The following is a 25,405-nucleotide window of genomic DNA, read 5'->3' as shown; positions in this document are numbered from 1 at the left end:
TTTTGTTTACGGAGTATAGGTAGGACGGCAGTAAAATGATTTATGTTGACGATAACGGGGCGGATGGATATAATTTACACGATAAATAATCGTAATTATTACGATTTACTAACAGTGGTACAAATTTATGTACTTGAGGAGGAAAAAACAATTTGAAGAGGAGAATAGCTGTTCTGTTAGCCGGATTACTAGTATCCGTAACATTGCTGGCCGGATGCGCCGGCGGAAATGGAGGCAAGGCGAAATCGGCCGCCGGTCCGCAAAACGAGCTGATTTACGCCACGGCTAAGGATATCAACGATATGAATCCGCACTTGTATCCGGGCTCCATGCCGGCACAGGGGATGGTGTATGAATCGTTGGTCGAAAACACAAAAGAGGGCATTAAACCGCTGCTGGCGGAATCCTGGGATATTTCCCCGGACGGGAAAGTGTACACGTTTCACTTAAGGAAGGGCGTGACTTTTCATGACGGGGAGCCGTTTAACGCGGAGGCGGTAAAAATGAATATCGATGCGGTGCAAAGAAACTCGAGCAAGCATTCCTGGATTAAGCTGTCGACCCAAATTGCAAGCACGAAGGCGATCGATGAGCACACGTTCGAATTGGTGCTGTCCGAGCCGTATTACCCGGCATTGGTCGAGCTGTCGATGACCCGTCCTTACGTCTTTATCTCGCCCAAAAATTTCATCAACGGAGAGACCAAGGACGGCGTAACCGGCTACAGCGGTACAGGCCCTTACAAGCTCACCGAGCATAAGACCGAGCAATATGCCGTCTTCGAAGCCAATGAGAATTATTGGGGCGGCGCGCCCAAGTTGCAGAAGATTATTTCGAAGGTGCTGCCGGCCGGGGAAACGACGCTTTTGGCTTTGCGGAAAGGCGAGGTGAACTTTACATTTACGGACGACCGCGGCGCCGACAGTATCGATGTGGAAGCGATGAATCAGCTGCAAGCGTCGGGGGAGTATCAAGTCATCCGAAGCGAGCCGATGAATACGAAAATGATCGTAGCGAACAGCGGCAATACGGACAGCCCGGTGCACGAACTAGCGGTACGCGAGGCTATCTGGTATTCGATCGACAGAGAAACGATCAGCCAACAGATCTTTAGCGGCACCGAATCGGTTGCGGATACGCTGTTTTCCAAGAACGTGAACTACGCCGATGTCGAGTTGAAGCAGCGCGGTTATGACCTGGAAAAGGCCGAACGGCTGTTGGACGAAGCCGGCTGGATTCGGGAATCGGAGGGCGGAATTCGAACGAAGAACGGAAGCGCCCTTGCGATGAAACTTTATTATGACGTCAATGCCTCCACCCAGAAAAGCCAGGGCGAGTTGATTCAAAATACATTGAAGAATATCGGTGTGCAACTCGATCTTGTCGGGGAGGAATCCTCTTCCATCGCGAACAGAAGATCGACGGGAGATTATGATTTGCTGTTCAATCAAACCTGGGGACTCGCTTACGATCCGCAAAGCACGGTGTCAGCCTTCACCTCCGAAGCCTCGTATTATCATACAACGAGCGGAATCGCCCAAAAGGATGAGCTTTACCAAAAAATAGACCAAGTCATGGTGTCGACGGACGAGGAAACGCGCAAATCGCTGTATGCCGACATTCTGACGATCGTCCATGATGAAGCGGTCTTTATCCCGATTACAAACGGCAGCATTACCGTCGTTGGTCCGGTCAATTTGCAAGGCGTTTCATTTAAACAGACGCAGTTTGAGCTGCCGTTTGAACAAATGTATTTCGAAACGAAGTAGGCGGGGAGCGGGCTATGGTTACCTATATCGTCAAACGAATCCTGCTATCGGTCCCTCTGCTTTTGGTCATCTCCTTTTTAACGTTTGGCTTAAACCATCTCTCGCCTTTGGATCCCGTGGAGGTCGTACTGCACGCGCAGGGGGTGCCGAAAATCACGGAGGAGCTGATCGCCGAGACGAAGGCGTCCCTCGGTTTGGACCGGCCCTTCGTGGTTCGTTATTTCGATTGGCTCGCGGCCTGTCTTCAACTGGACTTCGGCAACTCTTACGTGACGGGCAAGCCGGTATGGTCTTTACTGGGTCCGGCCTTTCTCAACACGTTGAAGTTGACGTTGGTCTCGGTGATCGCCATCATCGTGTCCTCGATCGTACTGGGCGTACTCTGCGCGGTGCGAGAAGGAAAAGCGCTGGATAAATCGGTGCGGGGAATCTCGTTCTTTCTGACCTCGATGCCTTCCTATTGGCTGGCGGCGCTGATGATCTGGTATTTCTCCGTGAAGCTGGACTTGCTGCCGACCAGCGGCATGGACTCGGCGCAAAGTTATATTTTGCCGGTAGCCGTGCTGGTCATCAGTTACGCGGGCATTTATTTTCGGATCGTCAGAAGTTCCATGCTGAGCAATTTGAATGAAGATTACGTGCTTTACGCCCGAGCCTGCGGGTTGCCGGAAGGAAAGATCACGGCCCGCATTTTAAGAAACTCCATGCAGGTCGCCGTTTCGGTCTTTTGCATGGCGGTTCCGATCATTCTGGGCAGTACGGTCGTCGTGGAGAACGTGTTTGCTTGGCCGGGTTTGGGGACCTTGACCGTGAATTCCATCCTGAGCCGGGATTTTCCGATGATCCAGGCGTACGTCCTGGTCTTGGCGGTGGCTTTCGTGCTGTTCAACACGCTGTCGGATCTGATCAACGCGGCGTTAAACCCGAAGTTAAGGAGGGAGCCCTAATTGAATCTTTACAAAAATATAAGGAACGACAAACTGGCCGCCCTGTCTTTTTCGGTTATTCTCGTTATCGTGGCTGCCGGGCTGTTTGCTCCTCTCTTTGCGCCGCATGATCCGAACGAAGTCCAGATGGAGCTTCGCTACGCCTCACCGTCTTGGGGGTATCTGCTGGGGAACGATCATCTGGGGCGGTGCATTCTCTCCAGACTGATTTACGGCATTCGACCCAGCGTCCTCTGGGTGTTCGTCGCTTTAGTCATCTCGGTCGTTTTGGGAGGGGGCCTCGGCCTGATCGCCGGCTACTTCCGGGGCAAAACCGATGCCGTGATCATGAGAATCTGCGATGTGATGCTTTCGTTCCCGGGATATGTGATGTCCCTGGCGGTCATCGGCATTTTGGGGGCGGGGCTTACCAATATATTGATCGCGTTTGTACTGATGAAATGGGCCTGGTTTGCCCGCGTCATCCGGACCTCGGTCCTGCAATATGCCGAGTCCGACTATATTAAATTCTCCAAAGCTTTAGGCTTCGGCAACTTTAGAATTATCGTGAAGCAGCTTCTCCCCGTCTCGCTGCCGGATATAGCAGTGACTTCCAGCAGCGCTTTCGGCGCGATGATTTTGCAAATCTCGGGCTTTTCCTTCCTCGGCCTAGGGATCGAGGCGCCGCACGCCGAGTGGGGGATGATGCTGAATGAAGCCAGAGAGGTGATGTTTACGAGGCCGGAGCTCATGCTCGCGCCGGGCTTGGCGATCGTCGTGATCGTCACGGCGGTAAACTTTTTGTCCGATGGCCTCCAGGTTGCCTTGGATCCTAAACTGATCGTGTCCAAACCGAAGCTTCAAAGGCAGGAAATCCCCTCCGCGATCGAGCGGAAAGGAGAAGAGGTGGCTTAATGCGCAAGAATATTTTGGAGGTATCGCATTTGCGAGTTTGGGATGAAGCAACCGGCAACGTCCTGGTTCGAGACAGTTCATTTCAAGTCAGACCAGGCAGCTGCCTTTCCATCGTTGGGGAGAGCGGAAGCGGCAAGTCCGTCACATGCCGGGCCGTGATGCGTTTGAATAAGTCCGGGATACGCCAGTCCGGCGATATTAGGTTTGAAGGGGTGGAGCTGGGCCGGCTGTCCGAAAAAGAAATGCGAAACATCCGGGGAAAGCAAATCTGCATGATTTTGCAGCACGGGATGAGAGCTTTCGACCCTTCACGCCCCATTGGCGTACATGTGGCGGAGACGCTGGCCCGGCATTACGGCTGGAGCAAAAGCGAGATCACCGCCAAAGCCAAAAGCGCCATGGAAAGCGTCCGGTTAAAGGACCCGATCGGGGTGTTGCATAAATACCCGCATCAATTGTCCGGCGGCATGCTGCAGCGAATCATGATCGCTTTGGCGCTTATGCTGGAGCCCGACCTGATTATCGCCGATGAACCGACGACCGCCTTGGATACGGTCTCGCAATTCGAGGTCGTGGAGCAATTGATGGCTCTGCGGGAGAGAATCGGCTGCGCGATGTTGTTTGTCTCCCATGATTTGGGCGTGGTCGGTAAGCTGGCTGACGACATCCTCGTCATGAAGGAGGGGGAGATCGTGGACCGAGGAGCGGCCGAAGTTCTGTTCTCCAATGCCCGACACGCTTATACCCGGGAGTTGGTCTCCGCGAAGCGGGTGTTGCACGAGCATTTCACGAAAGTGATGGGAGGCGTTGACCTTGCTAATCGTTGAAGGCGTGGGGAAATCCTACAAAAAATCGGGAATATTCTCCAGAGAGCGTACGAGAGTGCTTGAGGATATCAGCTTTGAATGTAAGGCCGGCGAATGCCTTGGCATTATTGGAGAGAGCGGAAGCGGCAAATCCACGCTGGGTCGGCTGCTGCTGGGAATCGAGAAGCCCGATCGAGGCACCGTCTCGTTTGAAGGGAGAAGCATTACGGAGCGCAGAGCGAGACGGGGCGGCGTGAGTGCCGTCTTCCAGGACTATACCTCTTCGCTCCATCCTTTTTATACCGTGGAACAGGCTTTACTGGAGCCCCTGAAATTGACGGACATGAAACTAAAGGATATGAGGAAGAAGGTGGACCTTCTCCTGACACAAGTTGGGCTGGACGCTGCTTACCGAAAGAAATACCCTCATGAATTATCGGGAGGAGAAGCCCAGCGGGTGTGTATTGCACGGGCCGTATCCACGGAGCCCAGGTGGATTTTACTGGATGAGGCGGTAAGTTCGCTGGATGGCTCCGTTCAACTCCAGGTGTTGGAACTGCTGAAAAATTTACGGGAAATTTACGGGATGAGCTATATTTTCATCACCCATGATATCCAGGCAGCCGCCTACATTTGCGATCGGCTCATTCTAATACGAAGCGGGCGGATCGATGAGATCGTACCGATTGAACGATTAAAAGACGTGCAGTCGGCCTATGCCAGGGATTTATTGCGGATGATGATCACATAAGCCATAACAAAATATCGAGTCATTCACGAGCATGGAGGGATCGAAAATTGAAAGGAGCGCTTTCCTGGCCGTTTTTGCGATTATATCTATTAACCCTGTTATATTTCAGCGCCAATTCCATATTGAATGTGATCATCCCGCTAAAAGGGGAGTCGCTCGGTGCAAGCAACACGGCGATTGGCGTGATTATGGGGGCTTATTTATTTACGACGATGTTATTCAGGCCTTGGGCGGGTCAGGTGATTCAAAAGCACGGGGCGATCAAGATACTGCGTCTCATTCTGATCCTGAATGGGGTCGCTTTATTGCTTTATGCATTAACCGGGCTTGGGGGATATTTCGCAGCCCGCATACTGCAAGGCGTCTGCACGGCCTTCTTCTCCATGGCACTGCAGTTGGGCATCATCGATGCGCTGCCGGACAAGGATCGTTCCCAGGGGATCTCCATGTATTCCTTGTGCGCTTCCTTGCCAGGGGTCATCGGTCCTTTGCTGGCATTAGGGATATGGCAGGGCGGATCGCCGGGGGTGTTTGCGACTGTGATGCTTGCCATTGCGGTATTGACGGGGATTGTAGGGTTCGGTGCCAAAATGGAGCCGAGTGAAGAGGGGGAGCAACCGGAGCAGACAAGCCAGGGGAGCGCCATGTTTCAATCCTTCGGGCAACTGGTCAAGAACGCGCATTTATTCAAATGCAGTGTTCTGATGCTGGCGGCTTCCGTTGTGTTTGGAGCGGTGACGACCTTCATCCCGCTGTACGCCGGACAAATTCCGGGCGGAAATGCCGCTGTCTTTTTGATGCTGCAAGCCGGAACAATCGTCTTGGCCCGCTTCACCTTGCGCAAGAAAATTCCTTCGGACGGCCAATGGCACGCTTCCTTTGTGATGGGAGTCATGCTGACGCTCGCCGTAGCCGCTCTGAGCGTAAGCATTTCCGCGGCAGGCGGGGCTGTCTTTTTCTATTCGGGCGCGGTATTGATGGGATTGGCTCAGGCGATGCTGTATCCCAAGTTGACGACATACTTGTCCTTTGTGCTGCCACCGGCCCATCGCAATGTGCTGATGGGGTTGTTCATTGCCATGGCCGATCTCGGCGTCTCGCTGGGGGGCGTCTTGATGGGGCCTGTCTCCGACCTGTCTTCCTATTCCATGATGTATATGATCTGCTCGGCCGTAGGCGTGTTATTGATCCTGTTCGCCTATGGTCCGCGAAAAGAAGAACGCGGTTCCGGGAAATGACCTCCCGGAACCGCGCTTTTAAGTTTACTTCAATAAGCTGCGGACCGTTTCAACCACCAGTTCGGGCTGGTCATGGATAACCATGTGACCGCTCTTCTCCGCAACAATGAGCCGGCTGTCCGTGGAAAGCTCCAGCATCTTGCGCTGGCCGGCCTGCCAGATCGCCTCCAGCTTCCTTCCGGCCTCTTCCGAAATACCCGCTTGAGCATAGTTCTGCGGCAGTCCCCGGGCGATCACCCGTACCGGCAAGTCTCCCAGGCGCTGGCCACGGAGAGCCTCCTCCGTCGTCCAAGCCAAATTCCCTTCCGCTTCTTTCGCCTCAAAAAAGCTATCCTTGGCGATCACGTTAAGGAAACGATCCCGATCTTCTTTGGGGACTTGGCCTTCCAACAATGCATCTTTAAATAAACGCAGCAGACCCGAGTGCTTGATCAGCTTGAGCGTCGAAGCCTGCGGATTGCCCGCAAATCCTTCTTGTTTCAATATATCCGCGGTATCGCGGGCGTCGTCCTCCGGTCTCGCGTCGATGAGAACGAGTCCGGTGACTTCGTCCCGGTAGGTTTCGGCGAAGAGCCGCGCATACATGCCTCCGAGCGAATGGCCGACCAGCAGGTAAGGCCCGTGGATGCCTTCGTTATCCAACGCGGTATGAAGTTCGCGAACGATATTCTCGCCGGTGCGTTCCGTGGCGGCCGGTTCGCTCCAGGCGTAGCCCGCGCGGTCGTAAGTGACGACGGTGGCTTCCTTGGCCAGCTCGTCCGGGATTTGCCGCCAGGACAGGCTGGTTTCGCCGCTTCCGGCTTCGAGCAGGATCGTGGGGGAACCGGTGCCTGCTTTGACGATATGCAGCTTATAGCCGCCGGCGTCCACCAGCTTCCCAGGAGGGGGGAAGTTCTTGGCGGCCTGTTTCGACGCGATGGCTTCGTAAGCGAAGCCGGAGCCGATGGCCAGGCCGATCAGGGCCACGACGATCAGCAGAGACCATTTGATTTTACGCCATCGGGATGGCTTTTTGTCATTCTTTGTCATTTTGTTCATGTTGGTTTTCCTCTCCAGCCTTGTCTATTTTATTTAGTACATTGTACTACGAAAATCATTTTAGCACGTTGTACCAAAAAAGAAAAGCAGGTATAATGAAGCCATGCCAAAAATTGTGGATCACGACAAACAAAAACGTCTCGTCGCCGAGGCGGCCTTAAACGTCATTCGGGAATCGGGGCTGGAGCGGGCTACCGTGCGGAGAATCGCGGAAGAAGCGGGGCTGTCCGTCGGTTCCATGCGTCATTATTTTGCCAGTCAGGAAGAGCTATTCGCCTTCTGTATGAACCTGTTTGTGGAACGGGTGGAGAAGCGCTTGGCCGAATTCGAGCTTCATGGGCCGCTTTTGCATGACTTGAAACGGATGCTTCTGCAGTTTTTACCCGTGGATGAAGAGAGAACGCTGGAAATGGAGGTGTGGTTTTCTTTTAGCGCAAAGACATTAGTCTACCCCGAGTTAAAAAGATTAAGTCTCAGCGTGCAGGACGGATTGCTCACAGCGTCGCGCTTCGCCCTCCATGAACTTGTGGCGAGCGGGATGGCCAGGAGCGGTCTTGACGTGGAGCTGGAGGCGGAGAAACTGTACGCACTGGTCGACGGACTTGCTGTGCACCGGCTGATGCAGCCCGAGAGATTGGACGTGGACCGGATTGAGAGCATCATCGAGCAGCATCTCCGGTCCCTGTGCGTTTCCGCCGATTGAACAAGGCGCAATGCATATATTTCCAGACGTCTGTCATACTAGAGAAGATCGCGGCAAATTCCTATGACATGACAGATCGAGGTGAAATCATGCGCAACAACAAGTTGGGAAAGGCCAAACGGTCGGCGCTGCTCGTTTTTTTGCTGGTGGCGGGACTTGGCGGCGGACCGTTGTCAGGCACCTGGGTGTCTGCCGGAGAGTTGGGGGCTGAACCGGTTCCGAAGGGGGCCCAAAAGGACATCCAAAAGGATGCGCAAACGGAAGCGAACGAGCGTCCCCAAAGGCTTGCGGTCATTATCGACGATTTCGGGAATAAGATGGGCGGCACGGAGGAAATGCTGCGGTTGCCCGTAAAACTGACGGTAGCGGTGATGCCGTTTTTGCCGACGACGCGGGAGGATGCGACTCGCGCACATGAGATGGGGCACGATGTGCTGGTTCATCTGCCGATGGAGCCTAAACGGGGAAGGCCGGAATGGCTGGGACCCGGAGCGATCCTTTCCGGAATGAGCGATGAGGAGGTTCGGCTCAAAGTGGAGCAGGCGATTGAGAATGTCCCTTTCGCTAAAGGGATCAACAATCATATGGGCTCCAAAATCACCGGGGATCAGAGAATTATGAGCGTCATCCTGGACGTCTGCCGCGAACGGGGGCTATTCTTTGTCGACAGCCGGACAAATTACCGCTCTGTCGCGGGCGAACTCAGCCAGAATAAAGGGCTGCCGAATTTGGAGAACGATATTTTTCTGGACGACGTGCACAGTACCCGTCACATTTCCGGACAGTTGAAGAAAGCGGAAGAACTGCTTGAAAAAAAGAGGGCGTGCATCGCCATCGGCCATGTCGGGGTCGGCGGGAAGCTGACGGCTCAAACGATCAAACAGCATATCCCGAGACTTCAGGCCAGAGGAGTGAAGTTTATCGGGATATCGGAGCTGGCTCACGAACAAGTCAGCCCCGGATCAGGTCCGGGGCATCCTTTTACATTACCGTAAAATATTCGGCGATTCCCGCATAAATCGATTCGGCCAATCTTTGTTGACCGCGCTGGCTGGTAAGCATGGCGCGGTCTTCGGCGTTGCTGATAAACCCCGTTTCCACGATGACCGCCGGAGCTTCGATATGCTTGAGTAAATAGAAAGGCTTGCCGAGTTCGGGAAGCCTGGAAGCGGGCAGGTCATACAGATCCTCCAGCGCGTGCTGCAGGCATACCGCCAGCATGGCGCTCCGTCCGTCCTCCTGGTGCAGGACGAGCGGGCCGCGCCTGGCCTCGTTTCTGGCCCAGTTGACATGCAGGCTGACCACGATCGCGGCCGGGAGCTGATCGCTTAAGCCTTTCCGCTGGGCCAAATCCCGTATATGCCGGGAACGGCTGTTGAGCCAACGGTTCTCGTCGCTGAGGGCGTAGTCGCCGGTCCGGTTCAGGATCGCCCGGTATCCGTGGCTGCGGAGGACCATGTATAGTCTGCGGCCGAGCGCCAGATTGATGTCTTTTTCCAGTACATTGCCGTAAGTGGTGCCGCCGTCAATGCCCCCATGTCCGACATCGATCAGAATCACGGGTACCGGGAAGGCGTGACGGAGGTCGGTGTTTTCCTTTTCGGTTGACGGTCCGGCTATGGCTATGGAACCGCACATATTGAGGGCCATGATGATTCCGGTGAGCAGAAGCCCGATTTTTTTTAGCAGCATATTCTCACCCTTCGCATAAGTATGAAACTTCTTCAAGCCTTTCTTCTATCTGCGTTTAGCTTGATCCCAACTTCCCCAAAACATGCATGACCGAGCGGTTTATGCGGCACCCTTGTTTAGAGGCTGGCGGTACGGTGCACAATAGGGATAGATATCACGCCCGGGAGGGAATATGATGGCTAAAGGCGACGAATTGGTGAAATATATTACCGAGCGGTTTGTCGACTATGTGGAGACACCGAGGGACGTACGGAGGGAACGGGCCCGGGAGAGGGAACCGTGGGCCAACCGGTGGTTCGGGATGATCCCGTTTTCGATCTCGCTATGGATGGAACGGATGCCGTGGAAACGAAGCAAAAAAGAAAAGCAGCGGTAGAGTGGACTCTACCGCTGCTTTTTTTACATCGTTAGGAAGCCGGGTTAATCGGGCATCACCAGAAAGCCGCCGGACGCGAGCAAGGCGTCCAGGGCGATCCACCGAGGGGAATCGTCGGTTCCCGATAAAACATAAACCGATGCGCTGCCGGAAGAAGGAGGGGAAAGATTCCAGATTTGATAGCCGTAAACGGGCAGCGGAACGGAATAAGTACGATTGGAACCGGTGGCGGCGAATACGAAACGGCTTTGTCGGGAGAAGGCCTGTTCCAGGTTGCCTGCGTTAAGCTGAACCTGGTCTTTCCCGGTAATCCACAGCAGATTGTCGTAAGGATCGAAAGGATCGGCCCGCCGGATCGTTTCTTCCGGCGTCCAGCCCCGTTTCGCGCTTCCGACCGCCGAGGCGGGGGGAACGTACCCGGCCGACTGCTTTGTCCAGCTTTCCCTGCTTTCGGGCAGCAGTTCTCCGGTCAGGGCATCCACAAACCGGACCGTCTCCGATTTGCCGGCTGCGGAGGAAATCATCCAGGCCGCCAGGACCGGCCCGCCGTAGACGGGAGTGACCGCGGCAGCCGATGAGCCCGCTTGGGACAATCCGAGGCCGGAAAGACCGTCCTCCAGAATGCCGCTTCCGTATATCGAGTTCATGCCTTGCCCGTATTCGATCAATTTGTATTCGCCTTCCGGCGTGGCGCTGATAATCATATACCCGAGACGCTTAACCGCTCCCTTTGGCCCCTTGGTCAATGTGACCAGCCAGCTGTGGGTCCCCGGCCCGAGCGGCTCGATCACCAGCGCGGCCCCGGCCCAAGCGGTAAACGGCTCGGTTCCAGCCAGCCGGGCGGAAGCCTCTTCGGCGAATTTGCGCAGCTGGGCGGGAGCGGAATGGGCGGAACGGCTTTTCTCGGAAGCCGCGTTTGCCGCCGGTTGAAATCCGGGAAGCAGCCCGCTGCTTCCGGTGAAAACCAGGGTAAGACAGATCAGAACCAGGAGGAAACGGTTACGATTTTCATTATTTTGCGAGAGCATGCCAACGGATCACCCGCTATTCCTTTAAAATGCGGAACGCCGCGTTTCGCGTCCCTGCTGCTTCTATCTCCGATGCTTGTCCCATTGTACATGGGCCGGCTTAAAAAGGTTGCTGCAATCTGTCGCGCGGCGGATGCGCGCACAGCTTCTATTTTTGCTTGATTTTAGCGAGGGAGGTCAATGTCTGACTATCCCGGCGAACGCAGATGAAAGATGCCGCTGCCGATCGCCGAAACGACAATTCTCGGCTCGTACTGCCAGCGGATTTCTCCCCGCCGGGCCTCGTATTGTTCCGCGGCGGCCTTTTTGCGCTCTTCATCGGGATCCGCCAGCAGGTCTTTGTAGTAAGCATCGATGAGCGTGAGTTCCTCGCCCAACCTCTCCCGGGCTTCGTCCGCCCATGCGCTGTCGCAGCGGCTCAGCCTCTCGCCGATCCGGCTCTCGAGCGCCTTTAACCCTTGCTCCAGCGTCAGGTGGCTGGGCATCACATGCATATTTTCGGGAACGCGGGGAGCGAAGGCTTTCCCGGCCAGCCGGGCGGTGAACGGGTCGGCGATCTGCCCCGTCCGCAAAGACACCCCGATAAAATGCAGCTCCTCCCGCTTCATGTCGCAGCAGAACTCGAGCTTGAAGCGGACCCCCAGCCAGGGCTCGTAGGCGGCGGAGACCAACGTTTCCCGCTGAAGAGGGCCGGGGTCCTCGAACAGGTAAACGCTGCGCCCGCCTTGCTTGGCCGCGGCAAAAATCTGTTTGAGGCGGGGGCTGCCGAAATGCAGCTCTTCCCGCTGAACGCGGTTCGGTCCGAGAATCGGCAGCGGTCGGACGGCGCCGAAGTGGCGGGACATCAGGGGATCCTCCTGGGCGGTCTCACCCCCTCCGGATTCTTCCTGCGTCTCCCGGTGGCGTTCGGGATCGAATATAAACGAGAAGGTCATCGTCTCCGGTTCGGTCCCTGTCCGTTCAATGAACCCCCAGTAGTACGGCCGGTTGGTCAAATCGCGGTCAGCCCGGGGGGACAGTTTGACGGTAACGTGGTAGGGCGATTTTTCGAGAAACCGGCATTCCGTCGTCTCCAGATAAGTCATCACGAAATCGCGAATCTGTTCCCTGCTCATGGTCATAGTTCTTTAACCTCCCAGCAGCCGCTGAATCGCCGTATTTTTGCCGTCCGCGTCCCCTGCGGCGTCGAGTTCGTGGCGGAGCGAATGGAGCGACTGGCCAAGGGAATCGACCTTGCTGGCGATTTCCTCCTGGCTGCCGGACTCCAGCAAAATTTTATAAAGGCTTTTTTCCAGCGAATCGTTTTTCTCAAAACGCTCCAAAATGACATCGAGCTCGCCGATGACCATTTCGAACATGTTGATCTTTTCGTGCAAAAGATTCAGGATATGCTCCTCGATCGTTCCTTTGGTCGACAGATTGTAGATATGAACGTCGTTTTTTTGTCCGAGCCGGTGTACCCGGCCGATCCGCTGCTCCACGCGCATCGGATTCCAGGGCAGGTCGAAGTTGATCATCTGGTGGCAGAATTGCAGATTAATCCCCTCGCCGCCGGCTTCGGTCGCGATCATGACCTGGGCCCGGCCGCGAAACAGGTCCATCATCCAGTCTTTTTTGCCCCGGTTCATGCCCCCCCGATAGGGAACGGCACTCATGTTCCGGTCGCGGAAATATTTGAGCAGATATTCCTGGGTGGCCCGGTATTCGGTGAACACGATCACCTTGTCGTCCATTTGCCGGATCAGTTCCATCGCTTTTTCGGCTTTGCTGTTGGCCTGGATCTTTTTGATAATGCCGACGAGGTCCCAGATTTTATCGCGCAGCGGCGAATCGGGAGCGAGCTTCTTGGACAGATTGACGAGTGTGACGAACACGGCGTCCCGGCTGCTGCATACCTCCCGCTGCAAAGTCACCAGGGAAAGCATGCTGTTCAGATCCCCGCCCGCTGCATGATATTGGTCTTTGACAAAGGAAGTGACGCCATCGTATAATTCCATTTCTTCGGGTGAGAGATGGACGTCGATATTTTTGACGTTTCGCTTGGTAAACTCAAGCTGTCCGTCTCCCCGCCGGTTGCGGATCATAATTTTGGCGAGCTCGCTTTTGAGCTGGCCCTCGTTCTTGGGGACCCGCTTGTCATAGACGAAATTGGAGGCAAAGTCGGTTTGTCCGCCGAGCTGTCCGGGTTTGAGCAGATTGATCAGGTTGAACAGTTCGCTCATGTCGTTCTGAACCGGAGTCGCCGTGAGGAGCAGGCAGTATTTTTTTCGCAGCTGCAGCATGAATTGATAGTTGGTTGTCTTCTTGTTCTTCAGCTTATGCGCTTCGTCCACAATCACGATGTCGTACTCGTTTCCCAGCAGAATTTCGCGGTGGGGTTCGCGCTTGGCCGTGTCCATAGAGGCGACGACGACGTCGTTTTGCCAGGAATGCGCCTTCTTCTGCGCTACGGCGGGGATGCCGAATTTCTGGTTCAGCTCGCGCACCCACTGCAAAACAAGCGAGGCCGGGACGAGGATGAGCACTTTCCGGACCAGGCCGCGGATCAGATATTCCTTCAGGATGAGGCCCGCTTCGATCGTTTTCCCCAAACCGACTTCGTCCGCCAGGATCGCCCGTCCGCGCATTTCGAACAGCACCTTGCGGGCCGTCTCGGTTTGGTGAGGCAGCGGCGTGACCTCCTGAAGATGCTTCAGGCAGAGCATTTCTTCAAAACTGGTGACGAGCGAAGCCTCTTCGGCCTGGCCGGCGAGGTTGAACAGCTTCCAATCGTCCCATGGGCCGCCTTTGTCCAGTCTTGCTTCCAGGTCTTCGTACCAGCTGCGGTCAAACTCGACCGGTACGCTGCCGGGAACGGCGGTTGTCGCAGGGGCTGCGGAAGTGACGGAACCCGGGGCATGAGGATTCATGATGTAAAACCTCCCTTTGCGTGTCGGCTGACCGGGGCCAGCGTCAGGTGAATGCTCATAGTTAGGAGTAGTATGGACGAAATCGGGTTACTTCATAACTTAACGGCTGAGCAGCCGGTTTTCATGGCGATTTTCATAGGAGGCGGCTCGAAAAAAAGAGGATGGGGGAGGAATTCGGCGATCGGTCGGGCTTGACCCATTTTCTTGGCTAAAATTTCATACTGAAATCCCGTGACAACGAGATATTGTATAGTATAATGGTATTCGCACACAATATGTTGTGATTTTTACATATGATATACCGTTTCTAGCGTGTGCATTTCGGTTATAGGTTGGTAAGAAAAAGTCCGGATTTCGCGTTTTTCAATGGATTTTCGGTGCTTTTTGAAGGCCTGTGGCCGCTATTTTTTTGCGATCATCGACAACGCGCAACTTCGAGCCATGGAACGCGATCGGTTTCTTCGATCCGAAGCTTGCGCCGACCATATTTAGAGGAGGGTGTTTTCTTTGAAAACAGAACAAAAGCAACGCCTGGAAGGGCTCAGCGAAAAAATCTTTTTGGACCGGTATGCCTGGAAGGACGCGGACCCGAGTCATGCCAAGGTAGGCGACGTGGTTCTGGTTCTGACCAAAGACGATCCGAAGTTTCCGACCAAAGAAGTCGGCGAAGTCGTGGCCCGGAACGGCCGGACCGTTACGGTCAAGACGCGCAAGGGCGAACTGGTGGAGTCCGATGTGGAGAAGCTGACGCTGAACATCGAGAAAACGCCCGAAGAAATGTGGGACCGGCTTGCGGGCGCGATGGCTTCGGTCGAGAAAACGCCGGAGCTTCAAGAGGAATGGCGCGAGAAGTTCCGCTATATTCTGGACGACTGGAAGCTGGTGCCGGGAGGACGCATCGCCGCCGGAGCGGGCGCGAGCGACGAGCTGACGCTCTTTAACTGCTATGTCATCCCTTCGCCGAAAGACAGCCGCGGCGGCATCATGGAAACCTTGTCGGAAATGACGGAGATTATGGCGAGAGGCGGCGGCGTAGGCATCAACCTCAGCTCGCTGCGTCCCCGCCGCGCCGTGGTTAAAGGCGTCAACGGATCATCGAGCGGTGCCGTATCCTGGGGCGGACTGTTCAGCTACACAACCGGCCTGATCGAGCAGGGGGGAAGCCGCCGCGGCGCCCTGATGCTGATGATCAACGACTGGCATCCCGATGTGCTTGATTTTATTACCGTCAAACAAACGATGGGCCAAGTGACGAACGCCAACCTGTCGGTATGCGTGAGCAACGCCTTTATGAAAGCCGTCAAGGAAGACCTGGACTGGGAGCTCGTGTTCCCGGACACAACGTATGACGATTACACCGAGGTCTGGGATGGCGATCTGGAGAAATGGAAAGCGGCCGGGCGCAAGGTGGTGCATTTCCGGACCGTGAAAGCCCGCGACATTTGGCATACGATCATCGAGTCGGCGTGGAAATCCGCCGAGCCGGGCGTCGTATTTATGGAATACTACAACCAGATGTCGAACAGCTGGTATTTTAACCCGATCATCTGCACGAATCCGTGCGGTGAGCAAGGGCTGCCGGGTTGGGGCGTATGCAACCTGTCGGCTATGAACCTGTCCAAGTTTTACGATGAAGCGAACCACGATGTCGCTTGGGACGAGCTGGCGACGACGACCCGCTATTCGGTTCGCTTCCTGGATAACGTCATCGATACAACGCCATACCATTTTGAAGAAAACGAGAAGAACCAGAAGAAGGAGCGCCGCGTCGGGCTCGGTACGATGGGGCTTGCCGAACTGATGATCAAGCTGAATATCCGCTACGGCAGCCCGGAATCACTGGAATTCCTCGATAAACTGTACGGCTTCATCGCCAAGGAAGCCTACCTCGCTTCCGCCGAGATTGCGGCGGAGAAGGGTTCCTTCCCGGCATTTGAAGCGGATAAATATCTGCAAAGCGGATTTATGAAGGTGATGACGGAGGTGTATCCGGAAGTCGGGGCAGCCGTCCGCGAAAAAGGCGTCCGCAATGTCACGATCATTACCCAAGCGCCGACGGGCAGCACGGGAACGATGGTCGGAACGTCGACCGGGATCGAGCCGTACTTCGCCTTCAAATACTACCGTCAAAGCCGGCTGGGCTTCGACGAGCAATTCGTGCCGATCGCGCAGGAATGGATGGACGCCCATCCGGGCGAGCCGCTGCCGGACTACTTCGTCACCGCCATGGATTTGTCGGCCGAAGATCATATCCGCGTGCAAGCCGCCATCCAGCGCTGGGTGGACAGCTCGATTTCGAAAACGGCCAACTGTCCGGCCGATTTCACGGTCGAAGAGACGAAGCGGCTGTATGAATTGGCGTTCGACCTCGGCTGCAAAGGCGTGACGATTTACCGCGACGGAAGCCGCGATGTTCAGGTTCTTCAAACGGAGAAAAAAGAAGACAAGGACGCCGCTCCGAAGAATGAGGCAACGGGAGCCGAAGAAGCGGCGACTGCGGTTAAATCCGGGTCCGAAGGCGAGGCCTTGAAAGCGGAAGCGAAGACTTTGAACGGATTGAATCCAAGTCTGGCCGTTTCCGAAGGGACCTCGAAACAGGAGCTGCTCGACAAGCAGTACAAGAAACGTCCGCAGGTGCTGCACGGGGCGACGTACAAAATCAATACGCCGTTCGGCATGGCGTACATTACGATCAACGATCTGGACGGCGTTCCGAGCGAAATCTTCCTGAACGTCGGCAAAGCGGGCTCCGATGTGTTCGCGATGGCGGAAGCGTTGGGCCGCGTGTGCTCCTTGTTCCTGCGTTATGGAGATCACGGCCACAAGGTGGAACTGCTGATCAAGCACCTGAAAGGCATCGGCGGCTCCGGCGCCATCGGGTTCGGCCCGAACCGCGTCGAATCGATCGCGGACGCCGTGGCCAAGGCACTGGAAACCCATGTGCAGAACGGGCCGTACGGGGACCACGATCCCGCTCCGGTAGCGGCCACGCTCGCGCATCATGAAGAGCATGCCGAGCATGCACATGCGGAAGGCGGCTCCGCGTCCCATGCTCATGCCGGCGCGGTTGCCACTTCGCGGGACCTGTGCCCGTCCTGCGGCTCCGCCTCGCTGATCAACATCGAGGGCTGCAAAACCTGCAGCAACTGCGGGTACAGCAAGTGCTCGTAAGGTTTAGAGATAAATAGATATATAGAAGAGAAAGACTAGATATGAAAAAGGTAATATAGGTTGGATTTTGAAAAAGAACCGCCCCCTGTTTTTTCATGGGGCGGTTCTTTTTCTTACGCTCCAAACCTAACGGTCTGATACCAGTGTGTGTTGTCATATTTAGTGATACAACAACCGCCATCCGGAACCCATTGTAAGTTTGGAGAATTTCGTGCATGGGGGTCGATGGGATGGTGGGCGCATGGTAGCGCCGACCCGTTTTAGCTTTCAGCGGCAGGACTGCCTTCGTCTTTTGTATCTTCTTTCTGAGAGATTTTCATCGGTCTAATAAAGAATGACAATACTAAAGCAAAGAATGCCAAAACAGTGGAGAAAGTAAAGGCAGCTGAGACCCCATGAATCATTGGATTGGGAAGTTGTTGCTGAACGGCAGCCGTTGTATTGTTCGTCATAACCGTAACCAGCAAGGCTGCTCCAACAGAAGCGGCCAATTGCGTCAACGTGTTACTCATTGCGGTTCCATGTGGAATCAAATGGTCGGGCAGTTGGTTTAATCCAGCCGTCATGACCGGCATCATCATAAGAGATATTCCGAACATTCGTATGGCGTAAATTACCATCATATAGATGTATGGCGTTGAAGCGGTTATGTTACTGAACAACAACGTCATACCCACTAAGATAACCGAACCAATCACAGCCAACGGTCGTGCTCCAATCTTATCAAAGATCCTCCCGGTAATCGGCGACATAACCCCCATCACAATCGCACCAGGTAACAACAGCAAACCCGATTCAAGCGGCGTAAAGCCTCTAGCCGTTTGTATATAAAGCGGAAGAAAAAGCTCTACGCCGATCATCGTCACCATCACAACCATACCGATGACTAAGGTCAATGAGAAGGTCCGGTTTTTTAACACCTTAAACTCAAGCATCGGTTTTTCAACAGTCCGTTGCCGCCAAATAAACAAACCAATTGCGACCGTACCGACAATTAAAGCCATGACCACTTCTGAACTGCTCCAAGCATGATTACCTGCGCTGCTGAAGCCATACAACAATCCTCCAAATCCAAGGGATGACAAAATAATGGACATGATATCAATTTTAGGATGAGTCACTTTCGTAACATTTTCAAGCATAAACGAAGCAAAAATGATTATTAGTACAGCAATTGGGAAAATCATATAAAAGAGTGCCCGCCATGAAAAGTTCTCAACAACCCAACCGGAAAGTGTCGGTCCAATCGCAGGAGCAAAAGCCATCACCAGTCCCACCATACCCATTGCTGACCCGCGTTGTTTAACAGGAAAAATCATTAAAAAGATCGTTTGCATTAAAGGGAGCATGAGCCCATCACTTACCGCCTGTAGAATCCTACCGAATATTAAAACAGGAAAGTTTGGTGCAGTAGCAGCCATCAATGTCCCGGACGCAAACAGGCACATGGCAGTAATAAATAGTCTTCTTGTTGAAAATGTTTCTATTAGAAAAGCTGAAACCGGAATCAACACCCCAGTGACAAGCATGAACCCGGTCGTTAACCACTGAGCTGTATTAGCGGAAATGGATAGATCCTTCATGATTTGTGGCAAAGCAGTATTGAGGAGCGTCTGATTTAACATGGTAACAAATGCACCTGCAAGCATAACGACCACAAGTATAGTTCGCTTTAACGCAGGAAGAGACTGTTCTTTCTCCATGTTGATTTCCTCCTATTCAGAATGGAATAAATGAACCCATTACAGTGCCCAGCATTATCGATACAGCGATATGAGCTGCGGTTTTCACCGTTTATACTACAAGTATATTTTTGAACCCATAGTCTACTAGGTCTATATTATACTTGAATGAGCAAAAAATCAATCATTAAATATATGAGGAGTATATATTTGAACAGGCAGTATATGGTGTATAATGTTAACAGAAAGGATGAGAATGGTGCAGGTGAAAAAATCCGATATATTAATGACGGCTCTCCGTCTTTTTATTGAACAAGGTTATCATGCCACATCGATCCAGGACATTCTTGACCGAAGCAATATTTCAAGAGGAACTTTTTATAAACACTTTCAAACCAAAGGTGAACTATTTAGGGATGTACTTGTGTATTCCGAAGAAAAAATGTATGTGGATCGGGATCAACTTTTAATCGGACAGGATGAAACGAACAAAGATATCTTTATTCGTCAGTTAGAAGTTATGATGAACTATCGCTTAGAAAAAAAAGTCGATGCATTGCTTATGGACGCTCTAGTTTCCAACGATAGTGAAATTATTGCTTTCTTAAAACAGATCAGGCAGCAATGGGCATATTGGTTCTTCACAAGGATGAAGCAGATTTACCCGGAATATCGGGATTATATTGCGGATGCTACAATTTTTTTAACGGGGATTCTGCATAATGCCAACGAAATAAATAATGTCCAAATCCAACCCAAACCCATGATTGAAATTTGCAATTATTGTTTTAGTCTAGTAGATGAAGTCCTTCCATTACTTAAACATAAGCGTATACGGCTTTTTAATATTGAAGATTTTGAACAGTCTTTACTTAGCATAGGACAAGTAGATTTCCCTTATAATGATCTCATGTTAAGTACTGGGAATTTAAAAAAATTAATTGAGAGGCTTCCTGCAAATAACGATAATAAACAGCACGCCCTTGATTTGTTACAATTTGTACAGAGTGAAGCCATGTCTGAGAATCCGCGGAAAGCCGTAATCTCAAGTTGTTTGAAATCTTTAATGAATATAAAAAGTATTATGAATACGGATGAATTGGTAACTTATATAAATACATTAAAAAAGCTAGGGTTTTATCCTGCAGACCTCAATCCGTGAAGATAGAGCCCGTTTTCCCAGCAGGGGGAGTTTTCCATTTGGTTCGATATTTCGATACTCGCCATACAGGGGGAGGACACGTCAATAACCCAATAAAAACAGAGAAACCCCTGATCCTTAAAATTGATCAGGGGTTTCCGGCATTCTATTGACTAACGTTCATACTTTAAAATGCGCCATCTGATCCGTCAGCTCTTGGACGAGACGGCTTAAATGAGCGGCCGCCGACGAAATCTCCTGCATCGTGGCCAACTGCTGTTCGGATGCCGCAGCTACCTGAGCGGTTTCGTCCGCCGACTTCATCGTGATGCCCGACACGAGGCGGACCGCTTCCGCAACGCGCACGGTACCTTCCGCCATTTCCTCCACCTCGGCCGAAACTTCCTGCGCCCGGACTCCAACCTGTTTCATTTCCTTCATAATAGAAGCAAATAATTGTCCGCTTTCGGTGACGCTCGACAAGCCCTTTTCAACCTCAAGCGCCGTATTGCCGATCAGCGCCGCGGCATGGTCGGTGTCCGTCGTAATTTCAGCGATGCCGGCCTGCACCTGGCCCACGGCAAGCTTCGTTTGTTCCGCCAATTTGCGGATTTCCGCGGCGACGACGGCAAATCCTTTGCCATGTTCACCGGCGCGCGCCGCTTCGACAGAGGCGTTCAAGGACAAAATGTTGGTCTGGATCGAAATGCCCGAGATCAGTCCGATCAGCTTCCCGATTTCCTCGGAGCGCTCACTAAGCCGCTTCATCGCCTCGTTAGACTCAGCCATGGAAAGGGAAATCGCGTTCATTTCCCCGACCGCGCGTTGTACGACCCGGTCCCCTTGCTCGGTTTGACCGATGACATCTTCGGCCGATTCCGACACCGCTTCCGCCGTGGCCGCCACTCTCCGGACGCTCTCGGTCATCTCCCGCATCATTCCGGCCGCCTTGGCCGCCTCTTCGTTCTGCTCGTTTATGCCATCGGCTACATTTTCCATCGATGCGGAGATCGTTTGCGCCGCCAGTGACGTTTGTTCTGCTCCTCCGGTCAGCTCCTCTGAAGTGGCGCTGACGGTGAGGGCGATCTCGGACGTCTGCTGCAGCATTTTCCGCAGATGGGCAGTCGCTTCGTTCAGATGCCCCGCCATCTCTCCGAATTCGTCCCTGGATTGAACGGGCACGGTTTGGGTTAAGTCGCCGTCAGCCATAAACCGCAATGCTTTTACCATCCGTTTGATATTGTTGATCACGATCAGCCGCGCCAAAAACCAAATGCCAAGGCCGAGAAGCAGCAGGGCCAAACATCCGATGAGGATGGATTCGATGCGGTTGTTTGTATACGTTGTTAAAATTTCGGCTTTTGGTATCGCCGTTTGCACATACCAAACCTGGTCGTCGATGATCGGAATCGGCTTAAAGGAGCGGATGACGGCGGCTCCGTCCGGGCCTGCGACTTCATGCGCGAGCTTGCCCTTTTGCACTTCTTCAAACAGCCGTTTGTTCTCTTCCGACGAGACAAAGGGCTTGCCGATTTCTTTGCGATTTTCTCCATTCGCTATGTATAAACCGCCGCCCGAAAGCAAAGAAACGTTTCCGCCAAGCGGGTGTTCTTGCTCCGCGGCTTGTTGGAAGGTATCGAGCAGGAAGGCGCCGCCGACAATCCCGAGGAAGCGTTCGTTTTGGTCCAAAACAGGCAAGACGATCATGGTCAATAGCTCCGATTTTCCGTCCTCGGTCGGGGCGTTATAAGGCTCCATGACAACGGCCCGTTTGGTCGCTTTAGCTTGATCGTACGCGGTGAATGTGTCCAGATCGCCAAACGGCACCGGCATGATGTTTCCATCATCGAAGCGAATCACCAGGGTCGCCATGCGCCCTCCATTGACGGCGAAAAGTGAATCCGCCGTAAAATCGGCGTCCCGTCCGTAGGCGTCGGGCTCCCAGATCGTAAATATGGAGCTGACGGCGTCGTTTTCTTTGAGCAGATTTCCGAGCCGGCGGATCATCCGCTGGCGGTCCGTATCTCCTTGGGACACTTCGTCGTTAAATATGGAACGCATGGAAGCAAGCGAAGCCACCGTGTTCTGAACGATTTTAGCGTTCTCATCCGCATAATTTTGTCCTGTGTTTTGGGCTTCCAGCATGCCCCGGTCCATGCTCACTTTCTTCAATACATTCAAATTCCAAGTAATCAGAACGAAAAAAGCCGCGATTAGAATAACAGAAGATAGGGCGATGAATTTGACAATGACCTTTTGCTTTTTAAACCATTTCATCACGATTGTCCCTCCAGATTTTATGGATTTAGCAGCTTAGGGTTTACGGTTCCAACGTACTCGCCGGCCTTTCCGACACTTCGATCAACCGGATTTCAAAGGGTTGCAGAACCGCATGAACGGTTAACGTCTCGGAAGAGGCGCTAATTTCCTTCTCGATCCTCGGAATCGAAATCCGCTTCAGGTATTCGATATCGCCAAGGGAAAGTTCCGCGGCTTGGCCCAGTTTGAGCGCGTTGTCATAAGCGCTGCCGTAGTCGCGGTTCACGATGGAATGCCTGATTTCGAAGCTCCCGACAAGAGGGGCCAGCTCCAGCCGGAATTCGCGTTTAGCTTTGCCGGGAAAATGCGAATAGCGTTCCTTGTGCGAAATGCTGATCGAAATGCCGTTTGCGTAGATGTCATCGTAATGATGGTAGTTGTACAGCAAAATCTGGTAACGGTTATCTTGTTTGGTAATAAAGTAGCCGTCCCCCCGGTCCACCAGGTAATTCCCCAGCTTGTTCAAGAAGCAAAAGGCGTGGTATGCGGGCTTTTTGATGTTGTTATACGTAAACAATCCCAGGCCGCCATGAAAAACTTGGCTGGGAAGCCGGTTTTCTTCATGCAGATCGGTCAGAAGCCAGTATCCGAACGATTCGAGGCGGTCGTAATTTTCGGCAATGTTCTTGATGACGTACGATGATTTGAAGCAGGTGTCGCTCATCAGGTCTTTATGGGAAACCGTGGAGTTCCATTCGGTTAAATATACCGGCAAAGACGCCAATTCCGCTTCCCGGAGACGGAGCTGCAGCCGGTCGATGAATTGCTTGAATGAATCCGTGACCGGACTAAGATTGAGCTGCTTGTCCATGCTGAGTTGATCGTTCTGGGCGATGAGATCGATATCGTAATAGTGAATCGTGATAAAATCGGGCAGGCAGTCATTGTCTTTGCTAAACGCAAGAAACGAAAACAGCCAATCCTCGCTTTTGTTGTAGGTTGAGAAAGCCGCGGGTCCTCCGAACGAAAGGGAAGCATCGATGTTTTTTACGGTTTCGTACGTATTTTTGTACAGCGAAAAAAACGTTTCGTCCTGTTTGAAGCCGAACAGCAGGTTGGACGAGCTCGGCTCGTTCCATACGCAAAACAGCCAACTGCGGACTTCCTCCATGCCGTACCGTCCGATCAGGTGCAAAGTCAACGCTTCGACCAGCCGGTTCCATTTAGCCATGTCTTTGGGAGGACTGGTGTTCATATTGGTGTAGAACACGGTTTTGGACAGGTCGCTGGCCAGCTTCGCCGGCATAAACGAAAACTGCACAAGCGGCTTCAGGCCGACCGATAATAGAAAATCAAAAGCGCTGTCGATCAGCCGGAAATTAAACAGAGGCCTTCCTTCGGCATCCTCGTCGTATACCATAAGTTCGTCGTCCAACAGACCGTGCATCTTGATGTATTTAAAACCGATTTCCCGCTGCGCGGTACGCAGCGCTTCCTGAACTTCGGCGTATAACACTTCTTTGACGCGGCTGACCCCGATGAAATTTTTGAAACGATGGTTCAGCTTCCCGGTCTGCCTGGTCACGTCGATCCGAAGCGCCGTCGAGAAGCGCTGCAGCACCTTTTCCGGCGGGGCCAAGGAAGGTTGTCCCAGGTTATTTTCGATAAACCGGGAAATTTCTTCATGATAGGAATGCGGCTCGTCCTGATAGTAGTTTACGGATTTTTCCTTGGTCGCCTCGATGCTTCCCGAAACCTCCTCCGCGTGCTTCTTGCGCCAAATGCTGGGGAGTTCCCCGTATTTCTCCCCGAAAGCCGTCACGAAGGACCGTACGTTGGGAAACCCGTTTTTGGCGGCGATTTTGTCGATCGTCAAAGACTCGTTGAGCAGATCGTTAACGGCATAATGCAGCCGCAGATCTTTTAAATAATCGCTAAAGGGCAAACCTAATTTTTTCTTGAAGTATTTTGACAGGTACGGGACGGACAAAAACTCCTGCTTCGCGACTTCCTGCAGGGAAATCGGCTCGCTATAATGGCTGTTGACATAATCCAGGATCCGCCGCAGCCGGTCCATTCCTTCTTTGGGCTGGAGGTCCGCTTCCGGTTCGTCGCTGCTGAAATGGGTGCAGAGCTCATAAATCAGCTCGTACACGAGCGCGGCGTTCTTCAAATCGACGAATTCGGAGGCGTTGATGTTATGCTGCAGGATTTGGGCGACGATTCGCTTGATGTTTCTGAACGAGCCGGGATCGTTCGCTTTGACGGTGTTGCAGTCGAAATACATTTTTTTGATGTCCACGACCACTTCCTTCAGCAGCTCAAGCTTGATCTGCAAGGCGACCATGGTGGCGTCTTCGGAATGCAGCTCATGCACTTCGTTCGAATTGATGAGAATGAGGTCTCCCGCCCCTAGCCGGTAGGAAACGTTGCCCACGTTGATGTCCGCGTCGCCCTTCATGACCACGATAAGCTCTAACGACTGATGCCAATGGCGGCTGACATTGCCGATCCGGTGGAGAAAAAATTTAATGGGAAGCTTCTTGGGAAAGTTGATGATTTCGTGACGAAACTCCAAGACCAAGCACTCCTTGATGGGTGTTTTTTTTAATTCGATTCTAATTTCAGAGTGTACTAAATATTAATGTAATCCACAATACTAAAGAGTGAAATGTTGGAAAATGACGATTTAGGTTAAAAATATACTCTAATCAGGATAATTATCATAGTTATTTTTTAACCTTGGCTGTGTTAAAATGTTTGGTTTCGAATCCACGCCGGACATAGGATCATGGCTGATGAACGCTCTTGGTGAAGAGCGTTTTTTTGTTTTATTGGGCTGCTAAAAGGTGGATTTTTTAACTTTACGGTCCTTTTTCCGGACGCTGACGATAATTATTGGTTAAATATTTGCCCTGATGAAGATAAAAGAAACAGTTATAGTTGATCATCAATCATGTTACACTGGGGCAGCGGTAAGAAAGCGATATCAAGGATTAAG

The 25,405-nt window shown here is 52.8% G+C and carries 19 protein-coding genes; 11 read left to right on the top strand and 8 right to left on the bottom strand.

Annotated elements, in window-relative coordinates; genetic code table 11:
* Positions 1-152: 152 nt before the first annotated feature.
* The 6 genes from cntA to cntE are packed head-to-tail and all read left to right on the top strand — an operon-like array spanning position 153 to position 6,405.
* The gene (cntA, locus tag LBW89_RS00490; protein ID WP_225038176.1) at positions 153-1,769 is read left to right on the top strand and encodes a staphylopine-dependent metal ABC transporter substrate-binding lipoprotein; all 1,617 of its coding nucleotides are present in this window, start codon (positions 153-155) and stop codon (positions 1,767-1,769) included.
* Between the two features lie 14 nt (positions 1,770-1,783).
* A complete protein-coding gene (gene opp1B / locus LBW89_RS00485) occupies positions 1,784-2,716 on the top strand; it encodes a nickel/cobalt ABC transporter permease (protein ID WP_225038175.1) in 933 nt (310 codons plus the stop codon).
* Positions 2,717-3,610: a staphylopine uptake ABC transporter permease subunit CntC gene (cntC, locus tag LBW89_RS00480; RefSeq protein WP_225038174.1), complete on the top strand. Its 894-nt coding sequence runs from the start codon at positions 2,717-2,719 to the stop codon at positions 3,608-3,610.
* Positions 3,610-4,437: a staphylopine uptake ABC transporter ATP-binding protein CntD gene (cntD, locus tag LBW89_RS00475; protein ID WP_225038173.1), complete on the top strand. Its 828-nt coding sequence runs from the start codon at positions 3,610-3,612 to the stop codon at positions 4,435-4,437. The genes cntC and cntD overlap by 1 nt, the downstream gene beginning before the upstream one ends.
* The gene (locus LBW89_RS00470) at positions 4,424-5,167 is read left to right on the top strand and encodes an ABC transporter ATP-binding protein (protein WP_225038172.1); all 744 of its coding nucleotides are present in this window, start codon (positions 4,424-4,426) and stop codon (positions 5,165-5,167) included. Before cntD ends, LBW89_RS00470 begins: the two co-directional genes overlap by 14 nt.
* Before the next feature lie 47 nt (positions 5,168-5,214).
* Positions 5,215-6,405 carry a staphylopine family metallophore export MFS transporter CntE gene (cntE, locus tag LBW89_RS00465; RefSeq protein WP_225038171.1) on the top strand — a complete coding sequence of 397 codons (1,191 nt, stop codon included), beginning with the start codon at positions 5,215-5,217 and terminating at the stop codon, positions 6,403-6,405.
* A 24-nt stretch (positions 6,406-6,429) separates the two neighbouring features.
* Here cntE and LBW89_RS00460 read toward each other — a convergent pair whose 3' ends face one another.
* The gene (locus tag LBW89_RS00460) at positions 6,430-7,443 is read right to left on the bottom strand and encodes an alpha/beta fold hydrolase (RefSeq protein ID WP_148450243.1); all 1,014 of its coding nucleotides are present in this window, start codon (positions 7,441-7,443) and stop codon (positions 6,430-6,432) included.
* 103 nt (positions 7,444-7,546) lie between these two features.
* Between LBW89_RS00460 and LBW89_RS00455 the strand changes: the two genes are divergently transcribed.
* Together LBW89_RS00455 and LBW89_RS00450 are read left to right on the top strand one after the other, a co-directional pair.
* Complete coding sequence (locus LBW89_RS00455) at positions 7,547-8,146, top strand: TetR/AcrR family transcriptional regulator (RefSeq protein ID WP_148450242.1); 600 nt, start codon at positions 7,547-7,549, stop codon at positions 8,144-8,146.
* 89 nt (positions 8,147-8,235) lie between these two features.
* Positions 8,236-9,141 (top strand): divergent polysaccharide deacetylase family protein, encoded by a 906-nt coding sequence (locus LBW89_RS00450; RefSeq protein ID WP_225038170.1) that lies wholly within the window; start codon positions 8,236-8,238, stop codon positions 9,139-9,141.
* On the opposite strand, the gene LBW89_RS00445 is transcribed toward LBW89_RS00450, so the two are convergent.
* Entirely contained in the window at positions 9,128-9,838 is a 711-nt protein-coding gene (locus LBW89_RS00445) for an N-acetylmuramoyl-L-alanine amidase family protein (RefSeq protein WP_412066976.1), read from the bottom strand. The genes LBW89_RS00450 and LBW89_RS00445 overlap by 14 nt on opposite strands.
* A gap of 172 nt (positions 9,839-10,010) precedes the next feature.
* Here LBW89_RS00445 and LBW89_RS00440 point away from each other — a divergent pair, with 172 nt between their 5' ends.
* A complete protein-coding gene (locus LBW89_RS00440) occupies positions 10,011-10,214 on the top strand; it encodes a YqzE family protein (protein WP_412066975.1) in 204 nt (67 codons plus the stop codon).
* Between the two features lie 44 nt (positions 10,215-10,258).
* Here the strand turns inward: LBW89_RS00440 and LBW89_RS00435 are convergent, their stop codons facing one another.
* The 3 genes from LBW89_RS00435 to LBW89_RS00425 form a co-directional block, all read right to left on the bottom strand.
* Positions 10,259-11,242: a hypothetical protein gene (locus LBW89_RS00435; RefSeq protein WP_225038169.1), complete on the bottom strand. Its 984-nt coding sequence runs from the start codon at positions 11,240-11,242 to the stop codon at positions 10,259-10,261.
* Between the two features lie 188 nt (positions 11,243-11,430).
* Positions 11,431-12,363 (bottom strand): YqhG family protein, encoded by a 933-nt coding sequence (locus tag LBW89_RS00430; RefSeq protein ID WP_225038168.1) that lies wholly within the window; start codon positions 12,361-12,363, stop codon positions 11,431-11,433.
* Between the two features lie 6 nt (positions 12,364-12,369).
* Positions 12,370-14,151 carry a DEAD/DEAH box helicase gene (locus tag LBW89_RS00425; RefSeq protein ID WP_213505075.1) on the bottom strand — a complete coding sequence of 594 codons (1,782 nt, stop codon included), beginning with the start codon at positions 14,149-14,151 and terminating at the stop codon, positions 12,370-12,372.
* Between the two features lie 507 nt (positions 14,152-14,658).
* Between LBW89_RS00425 and LBW89_RS00420 the strand changes: the two genes are divergently transcribed.
* A complete protein-coding gene (locus LBW89_RS00420; protein ID WP_225038167.1) occupies positions 14,659-17,322 on the top strand; it encodes an adenosylcobalamin-dependent ribonucleoside-diphosphate reductase in 2,664 nt (887 codons plus the stop codon).
* Between the two features lie 260 nt (positions 17,323-17,582).
* Here LBW89_RS00420 and LBW89_RS00415 read toward each other — a convergent pair whose 3' ends face one another.
* Positions 17,583-19,025 carry a DHA2 family efflux MFS transporter permease subunit gene (locus LBW89_RS00415; RefSeq protein WP_225038166.1) on the bottom strand — a complete coding sequence of 481 codons (1,443 nt, stop codon included), beginning with the start codon at positions 19,023-19,025 and terminating at the stop codon, positions 17,583-17,585.
* Between the two features lie 244 nt (positions 19,026-19,269).
* On the opposite strand from LBW89_RS00415, the gene LBW89_RS00410 reads away from it, so the two are divergent.
* Positions 19,270-20,166, top strand: coding sequence for a TetR/AcrR family transcriptional regulator (locus LBW89_RS00410; RefSeq protein ID WP_170287005.1), 897 nt, complete (start codon positions 19,270-19,272; stop codon positions 20,164-20,166).
* A gap of 159 nt (positions 20,167-20,325) precedes the next feature.
* On the opposite strand, the gene LBW89_RS00405 is transcribed toward LBW89_RS00410, so the two are convergent.
* Together LBW89_RS00405 and LBW89_RS00400 are read right to left on the bottom strand one after the other, a co-directional pair.
* Entirely contained in the window at positions 20,326-22,422 is a 2,097-nt protein-coding gene (locus LBW89_RS00405; protein WP_225038165.1) for a methyl-accepting chemotaxis protein, read from the bottom strand.
* A gap of 43 nt (positions 22,423-22,465) precedes the next feature.
* Positions 22,466-24,982 carry a GH39 family glycosyl hydrolase gene (locus tag LBW89_RS00400; RefSeq protein ID WP_225038164.1) on the bottom strand — a complete coding sequence of 839 codons (2,517 nt, stop codon included), beginning with the start codon at positions 24,980-24,982 and terminating at the stop codon, positions 22,466-22,468.
* Between the last annotated feature and the right edge of the window lie 423 nt (positions 24,983-25,405).

The organism is Paenibacillus sp. alder61, assembly GCF_020179875.1.
GTDB classification, from domain to species: domain Bacteria; phylum Bacillota; class Bacilli; order Paenibacillales; family Paenibacillaceae; genus Fontibacillus; species Fontibacillus faecis.
Note: the sequence above shows the minus strand (reverse complement) of the source record. Positions and strands in the feature narration are given on the sequence as shown.